The sequence below is a fragment of the Pirellulales bacterium genome (assembly GCA_035546535.1).
GTDB lineage: Bacteria > Planctomycetota > Planctomycetia > Pirellulales > JACPPG01 > JACPPG01.
Genome location: DASZWQ010000201.1, coordinates 42,658 through 53,300, shown reverse-complemented (window position 1 = coordinate 53,300; position 10,643 = coordinate 42,658). Strand labels below are relative to the sequence as shown.

The window sequence follows — 10,643 nt, the reverse complement described above, 5'->3', positions numbered from 1 at the left end:
GAACTTCTGCTGCGATTCGACGGGATAGTTATCCGCGTGCGGCGGAATGGCAAAGTTGGCGTTCGAAGCTCCGACCGTCGCCACGCGCCACTTCACGTTCTTCGGATCCTCGAACTTGATCGCCACGGCGCTACGGTCCTTTTGCGGCGAACCGTTGGGAGTGTAGTGCAGTTGGAAAACGAGCTTCGAGCCGGCCGGCACGAACTTGGCCATCCCCTCGGGCAACACGTGCGGGCGCGTGCCCGGTGCGTAACCGGTCAGATGTCCAAAGGCCTCGACACCCTTGGCCGTTCCATCCGGCGGCTTGATGAAGACGATGATGTGATGTACCACGCCGCGATTGTCGGGCAGGCACTCGGCCACCTTCACCCACTTGTCTTCGGTAAAGCCGGGATCGACGGCGAAATACTTGTATTCGACTGTCCCTTCGGCCGGCACGTCGAAGGCTTCGTCAGCCATGTGGACGATGACGTCCGGCTCGTACGGCATCATATAGGTGCCGGGGAACTTTCGCGGCTCGGGCAGGTTCTTCGGATCCCCCTCGGGCGCGCCGTTGGCGACCCACGTATAGATCTGATCTTTCTCTTCTTGGGTCAAACTCGAATCGTTCGAGAACTTGCCGAAATGCGGATCGGCATGCCACGGGGGCATGCGCTGATCGCGAACCACCTCTTCGATCATTCCGGACCAACCGGCGGCCTCTTCATAGCTGGTGAGGGCGAACGGACCGATCTGCCCTTCACGGTGGCATTCGACGCAGCGCTTCTGGAAGATGCGCGCGATCTGGTCCGAATAGGTCACGCCCCCCTGTTCTTTGACGGGGCGCACGCGACCGATCAGGCAACCGGCGACTTCCGACGTGGGCTGGCTCACCGTCTTGCCGGCCAGCAGCTCGTTGATCGCTTCCGATAGATCGCTGCGTGTGATTTTCGGCCGCGCGTAGCCGGTGCCCGACTGGAAACCATATTGGTCGTCGATCCGGCCGCGGTAGCGCACCACGCGATCCTGGTCGAGCACGACCACCTCGGGCGTCCGCTCGGCGCCGACTTTGTCGGCGATCGCGTTATTCAGATCTTTCAGCAGCGGAAAGCTGATGTCGTGTTGCCGGGCGTAAGCGGCCATCTCGGTGAGCGAATCCTGGCGATTGGAATCGACACCCAGGATGACGACGCCCTTGTCGGCAAATTCCTTGGAAAGCTGTTCGAGCCTCGGCCCATACATCTTGCACAACGGGCATTCAACGCCCAGGAAGGCGAGCACCACGACCTTCGCATCTTTGTAATCAGAGAGCGTGTGGGTCTTGCCGCGGAAGTCGTCCGCCGACAGCTTATCGAGCTTCGTGCCCAGGAAGTCTTGCTTCTCGGCGGGGCGAATTTCCGCCGCCCAAGCCAGACCCGAGCATGCCAAGGACAACGCCAGTGCGAGCGAGAGAGCGCAGCGCGAACTCATATTCGTGACCCCCAAGAAGAATGGCGGTTTGAGAAGTTGGGCGCAGAAAGTCACCGCCGCCACACTGGCGTATCTTAAGCCTGTGCCCAAGGGAATGCAACGTTTTTTGCCGCGCGGAAGCGTCCCCAATCCGGCCTAGTCGCCGGCCTTGTCAGGCGTATCCTTCGCGTCCAGCCACGTCCGCACGTTCTCGTCCAGAACGGTCAACGGAATGGCGCCGGCGCCAAGCACCACCTCGTGAAATTCGCGGACGTCGAAGCGGTCTTTCAGTCGCTCCTCGGCCAGCTTGCGCAGCTGGCGAATCTTCAATTCCCCCGTCTTGTAGGCCAGCGCCTGGCCGGGCCAGGCGATGTAACGATCCACTTCGGCCGTGATGTTATGGATCGAGAGGGCCGTGTTGTCGGCCATAAACTGGATCGCCTGCTCGCGGGTCCAGCCCAGGTAGTGCATGCCGGTATCGACGACCAGGCGGCAGGCCCGCCACATCTCGTAACTCAATCGGCCGAAGTTGCGATACGGGTCGGTGTAGAAGCCGACTTCGAGGCCGAGCCGCTCGGCATACAGCCCCCACCCTTCGACAAAGGCCGTGAACAGGACAAACCGGCGGAACGGAGGCATCTCGTCCTGCTCCTGCGCGAGCGCGATCTGCAAGTGATGGCCGGGCACGGCCTCGTGCAGGGAAAGAGCTTCGATTTCGAACAGCGGCCGGCTGCTCAGGTTGTACGTGTTGACGTAATAGAAGCCGGCCCGGCTTCCGTCGCCCGCCGGCGGCTGATAGTAGGCCGTCGTGGTGCGCGGAGCGATGAAATCCGGAACTTCGCGGATGCCGTAGGGCGTGCGCGGCAGCTTGCGAAACAGCTTCGGCAGCTCGCCGTCCATGCGCTTCAAAACCAGGGCAGTTTCCTTGAGCAACTGCTCGGGCGAGTCGGCATAAAACTTCAGGTCGGTGCGAAGCTGCTCGACGAACGCCTTGAAGTCCCCTTGGAAACCGACTTCGCGCATCAAGGCTTCCATCTCGGCCTTGATGCGCCGCACCTCGGCCTGGCCTGTTTCGTGAACCTGCTGCGGTTCCAGGTCGAGCGTGGTGAACTGACGCACGCGGTGGCGATAGAATTCACGGCCCCGTGGTAGTGCGCTGGCGCCGATCTGCTGCCGGCACGCCGGAACGTATTCCTTGCTCAAGAATTCCAGCAGCTTGCGATAGCCGGGCACCACGCTCGTCATGATCGCCTTGCGGCCGGCCTCGGTCAGCCGGGCATGTTCCGACGCCGCCACGGTCTCCGGAAACTTCTCGAATGGCTTGTCGAGCAGGCTTTTCGTCGCATCGTCGACGATATGCGGCTGGATCGCCTTGTCGAAATCGACCATCGAAACCGCGGGCAAGACCATCCCTTGCTTGATGCCGGCCCGCATTAGTTCGATGTTGTCGTCGACGAATTGCGAAAAGGCGACCAATCGGGAAACGTAGTTTTCATAGTCCCCGACGGTCGCCAGCGGCATTTCCAGGGGCAGCTCGGGGAAGGAAATGTGAAAGCCGGATCGATTGGTGATCGGTATCAGGTTGGCCTGAAACTCGTATTCGGCGATCGCATCGCGTTTGATTCGGGCGAAGATGTCGTAATTCACCTGCTCGCCGCGCGAGAGTTCGTCGCACGGGATCTTTTGCAGTCGCGCGAGAAACTCGCGCTCGGCCTGCAAGCGGCGCGCTTGATCGGCCAGCGTCTCGCGCGGCAGCCGGTCGTTGTAGCGCGAGTCGCCCGTGCTGGTGGCGAAGAGCGGGTCTTCGCGGAGCGCGAATTCCCAGCTCTCGGCGAATAACGCAGCCAACTGCTTGCTGGCCGTATCATCGGCCGCCATGGCGCGACAAGTCCCAGGGAGCGGCAAAAGTATCGCGAAAGCGGTCAAGAACCTGGCGATCGATAGCCCCATGAGGGTTCCATTTCTTAAAGCGGACGGTGGACGAACAGTCCCGATTCGACCTGCGAATCGCGGTAGCGGCGCCGAAGTTGGTCTACCTTTCCTTACGCAGCTAGTGGACCCATTTTTTCGGAAAACCCTCCAGGGCGCCGCCGGTGGGTTTCCACAGCACCACCTCGTCGATCTTGGCCGCCAACTCGGTGTCGCTGGCCGTAATGCCATGAACGCGATGGGTTTGCAGCTTTACGGTGACTTCGGCATAACCCAGCGTCAGGTCAGGATGATGGTAGGCCGCCTCGGCCAGGTAGCCGATCGTATTGGCCAGCAAGAGCGTATGCGGCCACCCGGGCGTGCCGAATTTGCGGCGCAGCCAGTTGTCGCGTACTTCCCAGCCCGGCAACTTTTTGAGCTCGGCCTGCAACTCGGCTTCGGTAAACACATGGTCCTTGGCCATTATTTGATCTCCTTGCAAACCAGTTTGCCTGTGTGGGTGCCAGTGCAGTGATTTTCCGAAGCTTCGCACTGGTGGCGAGCCACGAGTGGCCCCCCTCGCCCGTTACGAGGGTTGCTTCGGCCGGGCAAGAAAATCTGCAATCAGCATGCCGCTGTCGCAGACGATCGTCTGCCCGGTGATGGTGTCCGAGCCGGTGATCAAGCTGACGATCGCGGCGGCCACGTCCTCGGGCTGGCAAACGCGTCCGAGCGGTAGCCGCTCTTCGTACATCTTCAGCGCATACTCGAAGGCCGGGCCAAGACCGTTTCGCAGCCAGCGTCCGTCGATGAAGCCCGGCGCCACGGCGTTGACGCGTATCTTTGGCGCCAGCACGCGCGCCAACGCGACCGTCAAATTCAATAGGGCCGCCTTCGACGCGCAGTAAGGGATCGAGCTGCCCGTCGCGGCGATGCCGGCGGTGCTGGCGACATTGACGATCTCGCCCTCGCCACCGCTGGCACGGATGGCCGCGGCCGCCGCGCGGGCGCACTGGAAAGGGCCCTGCAAGTTCACGGCCATGATGCGTTCCCAGTCTTCGGCCTTCACATCCTCGAGCCGGTCGTGCGGAATGAAGCGCGTCGTGCCGGCATTGTTGACGAGCACGTCGAGTCGGCCGAACTCGCTCACGGCCGTCTCGACCATGCGGCGGCAGGCGTCGTCGTCGGCTACGTCTGCTTCGATGGCCAGGCCCCGTCCGCCAAGCGCCTTGACGTCGGCGGCGGTCTGCTCGGCTTCGTCGCGCGATCGTGAGTAGTTGATGAGCACGGCGCAACCGCGGCGTGCCAGCTCCAGCGCCGTGGCCCGGCCCACGCCGGTGCCTCCCCCGGTGACGATGGCCGCTTTTCCTTCAACGTTCATGCATGAATCTCCACGGCTTGAATATCGATTGAAAACGTACCGTGCTTGCGCGTTCCAAGGGTTCTTCGCAGCCAGCGTTGTAGCACAGGGGCGCCCGCGTCGCACCGTTTTCAGCCCGGCGGCAACGGACGACCAAATGGCCACCGCGCCAGGCCGGAAGATGCAAGCGTGCCGCCCTGATTGCGTCGCGCCGCCGGAGGGCTAAAATGCAGCGGGCCAAATCCACTGGCCCTGGCGGTAGCGATTGCGGTGTCTCGACCTGAATGACCACCGCCGACGCGCGTTGTCGGTCGTCGGCGCGATCTTGCGGGTCTGGCGTGGAAGGTGTTTTGTTGTGCGTTCGTGTGTCACTCACCAAGCGTCGGCCCATTAAAACACGAAAGGCGAACGTCATGTTGTGCTCTCGCACTAGTTACTGTTGCTTGCTCGCTGCCACGATCGCGGCCAGCGGAATCCTGTCCGCCGGCACCGCGCGTGGTGACAACACGCTGCGTTGGAAGTTCAAGGAAGGAGACACGCTCAATTACGTCATGGACCGCGAGACCGATATGAAAATCGATCTCAGCGGCTCGCTGATCGAAGTCAAGTCGGGCATGATCTTCGACACCAGTTGGAAGGTGAAGTCCGTCGACGCCGACGGCACCGCCACGATCGAACAGACCGTCGATCGCATCCAGATGAAGATGGATTCTCCGCTGGGCGGCGGACTGGATTACGATTCGAAGAAGCCCGGCAGCGGCACCGGCCAGATCTGGGACATGATGGGCCCGATGATCGAATCGTTGGTCGGCGGCACCTTCACCCTCAAGGCCACGGCAACCGGACAGGTCAGCGACATCAAGTTGCCGGAAAAGGTCGCCGAGCATCTCGCCAAGCAGCAAGGCGGTGGTGGCGGTGGTGGCGGCGGCCGTCGCGGTGGCGGCGGTGGACTGGGCGGCATGATGGGCGGCCTGTCGGAAAACAGCATCAAGGAAATGATCACCCGCTCGATCGTCCCGCTGCCCGAGAAGCCGGTCACGCCGGACGTGAAGTGGTCGCAGAGCTTCGCCGAAGAGATGCGCGGCGCAGGCGTGAAGAAGACCGAGGTTACCTACTCGACCTCGGAGAAGACCTCGGCCGAAGGGCACGAGATCCAGAAGATCGCCGCCAAGAGCGATATCACCTTCGAACCGGCCGAGCAATCGCAGGTCGATATCGAAATCGAAGAGCAGGAAGGCGATATGACGATCTACTTCGACGTCAACACCGGCCGCACCGTGAAGGCCGAGGGCGTACAGAAGCAGGTCATCGCCATCACCGCCCCGAATCGCGAAATCACCCAGGAAGTCGAAGAGAAGGTGACCGTTCGCGAAGGCAAGAGCGACGACGGCAAAGACGGCGATAAAGACGGCGACAAGTAGTCGTTGAAGATCGTCGCCGGTTTTATTCCGAGCAACGAGCGCGCCCTGTGTGAGTTTCAATTCACACGGGGCGTTTTTTTGCGCCGCGATGCGGCGCCGCTCCGGAAGCTGGGCGCTCGGCTAGCTCGAGCGCTGAGTGGTGATTCGCATAGTTACGCCTACGCGTTCACGTGAAACAAGGCACCGAATCGACCGCGACCGGCAAGCGGCCGCGCTCGAACGCCGAAGGCGTTCCACAAGATAGCCCAGGGCAACGCCCTGGGTAGACGGGCCACAAAGAAAGGACGTAAGCTCTGAAAGAGCGAAACAAGTCCACGCATCGCCGACTTTACGACCAAGCGTACCGCTCATCTATCTCGACGCCATGGCGTGCGCACAGCTCGCGAAATTCGTCTTGGAACGATCGGCGGCGGTGATGCTCCTCTTGATTTTCGATGTACTTGCGAACTTCCAAGCTATTGGACTCGCTGACCGAGAACGCACCGTAGCCATTTTGCCAAGCGAAATCATCCAGTCCGACACCGAGAGTCTTGATCCATTTCGACGAGCCCTTCTTGATCTCCTCGACAATTCTCGCCAGCGAGACATTCTTGTTGAGCAAGAACAACGCGTGAACGTGATCGACGTGCCCGCCCACGATGATCGCCGGACTCTCCCATTTCTGGAACGCACCTGCGAGATAAGCAAAAACCTGCGGACCGACCGAGCTGGTCAAATAAGGGCGGCGCCCCTTCGTGCCAAACACCAAATGGATCGAATTCTTGGCGAGAGATTGCGGCATCGTGGGCTACTACCTGTTTCGCCCTTGCAGGGCTCCGACATTTATCGGGATCCCGTACCCAGGGCGTTGCCCTGGGCTAGCTTGTGCAACGCCTTTGGCGTTGTCTGTCGGAATTTCGACTAAACTCTTAATTTCTTTACTCGAACGGACTAACCAGATTCTGCCCTACCCTAAACCGGCCAAATCGCACAATGCCGCGGCGGCGACCGGTTGTGGGCAGCTCCACACCAGAAAGAAAAGCGCCTCGCGGCACCAGCGCCCCGCCGGATGCCCGGCGACGTAGCCGGCCCCTTTCGCGGCGGTAAGCGCGGCTTGCGTGGCGCGCAGCGCCAGGCTGTTCGCTCGGTACCGCAAATCTTGCTGCGTGCAAGAGGCGCTGCCGGCCGCCAAAGCCAAGAGATCATCGGCCGCACGGGCCGCATCACGCGCAAGCGCCGCGGTCGGCTCGCCCAGGTCCTCGCGCTTAACTGCTTCATTCTCAAGGAAGGCGATCGCCGCTCGCGCCAGGCCGATCGCCAACGTCGAGGTCTGCAATCCGCCCGTGTTCCCGCCGATGCCGCGCGCCATGACATTCTCGATCGGTCCACCCAGGAGCAAGTCGTGCTCGATCATGACGTTTTTGAAATGTACGGCGCCGGTGTGGCTGGCCGATAAACCCACCAGGCGAGCCGGAGGATCGGCGGACACGCCAGGCAAATCGGTGGGCACCACGGCCAGGATCTGCCGCCCGTCGTCGAGCGTCGCCCCGGTGACGATCGCGTCGGCATTTGTCCCGCCGGTGACCCAGGGACTGAATCCGTCGAGCTCAAAACCCCCACCGGTCTCGCGCGCCGCCAGGGCCGGGCGTCCCAAATGCTGCCGGCTGGTCGTCAGGTGCGAGATGCCGACCGTCGCAAACGATTCGCCCGAGACGAGCGGCGGCAGTAATTCCGCCTTTCGCGGGCTGTCGCCATCGGCGATTCGCTGGCACGCGCCGGTGCGTTGCGTCAGGACAAAGGTCGTGGTCAGGCAAGCTTCGCTCAGCCGCAGGTAGCCGCGGATGCAATCGACTTCGCTCCATTGCTGCCCACCCCACTCCTTGGGCAGGAACCACTCGTAAACGCCATAGGCGCCGAGCAGCCGGAATTGCTCGGCCGGCCAGTCGCCGGACAAATCCAGCGCGTCGGTGCGGGCCGCTAGCTCGCGACACAGTTCGTCGAGTACGGGGGAATCGGGCGACGTTATCTTACTCTTGGCAGCCATACGGTTCTTCGTTCCGTTGGTTTTTTTTCTTGAACACGGCTTAGTCGGATATCGCGCGGCGTTATGCGAGAATCATAGCTTCGCAGCGCGACCACGGCAGGCACGTTGCCGACCTGACAAAGCCCGGCCGCTTGCCGTCGGCAATGGGGTCGCGACGATGACCGTAACTTGCTAAAATCAGGGACTTTGTGCGTCGATGGCAAACCAGGAATTGCCTGCAGTTGAAGGATCAAAAATCGATGAGCCGGACCGAAATCGCGCCCAGCAAGTCTATCGAAGGCCTGTCCAAAGGCGGTGTCGAGTTCGAATCGATCTACGACAAGCTCGTCGCCTTGGCGAATAACCTGTGGTGGAGCTGGCATCCCGAGGTCGTGGAATTATACCGCGACCTGGATCCCATTCGCTGGCGGCAGTTGGACCATAATCCAATCGCGCTCTTGGCCGAGTTCACGCCCGAGCGGCTCGAAGCCCGCGCCAGCGAGTTGGTGTTGCACAGCCGCATCAACCAGGCGTTCCGCCGCTTGAAGGAGTATTTGGCCACGCAAAACGCCTGGGCGGCCACGCACACGGGCGTGCTGGGCGCCAAGCCGGTCGCCTATTTTTCGGCCGAGTTCGGCATTCACGAATCGGTGCCCATCTATTCCGGCGGTCTCGGCGTTCTCTCCGGCGACCACGTCAAAAGCGCCAGCGACCTGAGCGTGCCGTTCGTCGCGATCGGTTTGTATTACGACCAGGGCTACTTCAAGCAGCAGCTCGACGTCAACGGCTACCAGCAAGAAGAATATATCGTCACCAAGGTCGAAAACCTGCCGATGCGGCCCGCCGTCGACATGCACGGCAAGCCGATCACGGTCTCGATCGACACGCGCACAGGGCAGTTGTTCGCCAAGGTGTGGCTGATGCACGTCGGCCGCGTGAACTTGTATTTGCTGGATTGCGACGTCGAAGGCAACCGGCCCGAGGATCGCGAGCTGACCAGCCGCCTCTACGGCGGCGACCATCGCACCCGCATTCGCCAGGAACTGGTTTTGGGCGTGGGGGGTGTCCGTGCTCTGCGAGCGCTGGGCATCTCGCCCGGCGTGTTCCATCTCAACGAAGGGCACAGCGCGTTCGCGTCGCTGGAAGCCATTCGCGAAATGATGGAGACCGACGGCCTGAGCTTCGACGAAGCCCTGCGCGACGTGGCCCAGCACACCTGCTTTACGACGCACACGCCGGTGCCGGCCGGGCACGACCGTTTCGATGGCGGCTTGATCGAAGAGCACCTGGGTCCGCTGCGCGACCGGCTGGGAATTTCCTTCCAGCAACTCATGGGACTAGGACGCGTCGAGCCGCAGAACGAAGGCGAAACCTTCTGTATGACGGTACTCGCGCTCAAGCTTTCGCGCCGCGCCAATGCCGTGAGCGCCCTGCACGGGCATGTCTCGCGGCGGATGTGGGCCCACCTGTGGCCGTGGCGCGTCGAAGAAGAAATCCCCATCGGCCACATCACCAACGGCGTTCACGTGCGCAGTTGGCTGGCCTGGCAGATGCAACAACTTTATGACCGCAAGTTCCCCGTCAACTGGTTCCTGCGGATGGGCGAGCCCGAGGTCTGGCAGGATATTCACAACGTCGACCCGGGCGAGCTGTGGGAAATCCACCACACGCTGAAGAACCTGCTGCTGTCGTTCGTGCGCCGCCGCGTCAGCCGGCAAAGGCGCCGCCGCGGCGAGGCGGATGACTCGATCGAAATGGCCCGCAACATGCTCGACCCGAACGTATTGACGATCGGCTTCGCCCGCCGCTTCGCCACGTACAAACGGGCCGACTTGCTGCTGACGGACATCGATCGTTTTTACGATTTGATCGCCGACCCCGAGCGGCCCATTCAGATCGTTTTCGCCGGCAAGGCGCATCCGGCCGACGAGCCGGGCAAGCAATTGATCAAGAAAATTTCGAACCTGCGGCACGACGAACGCTTCGCCTCGCGCGTGGCGTTCATCGAGGATTACGACATCAACGTCTGTCGCCACCTGGTGCAGGGCGTTGACGTGTGGCTCAACAATCCGCGCCGCCCGCTGGAAGCTTCGGGCACGAGCGGACAGAAGGCCGTGCTCAACGGCGGCCTGAACCTGTCGGTGCTCGACGGCTGGTGGGCCGAGGCGTTCGACGGCTCGAACGGCTTTGCCATCGGCAAGGGGACCAGCCACGTGTCGGACGAAGTCAACGATCGGCGCGACGCCGAGGACCTGTACCGCACGCTCGAAGAGCAGGTGATTCCGCTATACTACGATCGCGACGTCGACGGGCTGCCGCGGATGTGGATCCGCCGCATGATGAACTCGATCGGCTCGCTGGCCTGGCGCTTTAGCGCCCACCGCATGGTGATGGACTACGTTCGCCGCTCGTACCTGCCGGCCGCCGGCGGTGTGAGCTGCGAAATGAGCGTCCGCTAAAATTCGCGAGTAGTTATTTCAAAACCTGAATCGGGTGCCACTGGTGGCTCGTCCACCAGTGCAAA

Annotated in this window: 8 protein-coding genes; 2 read left to right on the top strand and 6 right to left on the bottom strand. The window is 61.9% G+C overall.

From position 1 onward, the window contains the following. The 4 genes from VHD36_23380 to VHD36_23365 form a co-directional block, all read right to left on the bottom strand. A partial coding sequence (locus tag VHD36_23380) for a redoxin domain-containing protein (GenBank protein HVU90293.1) occupies positions 1–1,449 on the bottom strand: 1,449 nt, incomplete at its 3' end. A 135-nt stretch (positions 1,450–1,584) separates the two neighbouring features. Then, complete coding sequence (locus tag VHD36_23375) at positions 1,585–3,306, bottom strand: DUF885 domain-containing protein (GenBank protein HVU90292.1); 1,722 nt, start codon at positions 3,304–3,306, stop codon at positions 1,585–1,587. Positions 3,307–3,478: 172 nt separating this feature from the next. Beyond that, complete coding sequence (locus VHD36_23370; GenBank protein ID HVU90291.1) at positions 3,479–3,820, bottom strand: 4a-hydroxytetrahydrobiopterin dehydratase; 342 nt, start codon at positions 3,818–3,820, stop codon at positions 3,479–3,481. Between the two features lie 102 nt (positions 3,821–3,922). Then, complete coding sequence (locus VHD36_23365) at positions 3,923–4,717, bottom strand: glucose 1-dehydrogenase (GenBank protein ID HVU90290.1); 795 nt, start codon at positions 4,715–4,717, stop codon at positions 3,923–3,925. Positions 4,718–5,109: 392 nt separating this feature from the next. Between VHD36_23365 and VHD36_23360 the strand changes: the two genes are divergently transcribed. Continuing rightward, positions 5,110–6,117 carry a DUF6263 family protein gene (locus VHD36_23360; protein ID HVU90289.1) on the top strand — a complete coding sequence of 336 codons (1,008 nt, stop codon included), beginning with the start codon at positions 5,110–5,112 and terminating at the stop codon, positions 6,115–6,117. Positions 6,118–6,445: 328 nt separating this feature from the next. On the opposite strand, the gene VHD36_23355 is transcribed toward VHD36_23360, so the two are convergent. Together VHD36_23355 and VHD36_23350 are read right to left on the bottom strand one after the other, a co-directional pair. Next, on the bottom strand, positions 6,446–6,898 hold the full coding sequence (locus tag VHD36_23355) for a transposase (protein ID HVU90288.1): 453 nt from the start codon (positions 6,896–6,898) through the stop codon (positions 6,446–6,448). 165 nt (positions 6,899–7,063) lie between these two features. Then, positions 7,064–8,140: an acyl-CoA dehydrogenase family protein gene (locus tag VHD36_23350; GenBank protein HVU90287.1), complete on the bottom strand. Its 1,077-nt coding sequence runs from the start codon at positions 8,138–8,140 to the stop codon at positions 7,064–7,066. 239 nt (positions 8,141–8,379) lie between these two features. On the opposite strand from VHD36_23350, the gene glgP reads away from it, so the two are divergent. Beyond that, a complete protein-coding gene (gene glgP, locus VHD36_23345) occupies positions 8,380–10,578 on the top strand; it encodes an alpha-glucan family phosphorylase (protein HVU90286.1) in 2,199 nt (732 codons plus the stop codon). Positions 10,579–10,643 lie beyond the last annotated feature (65 nt).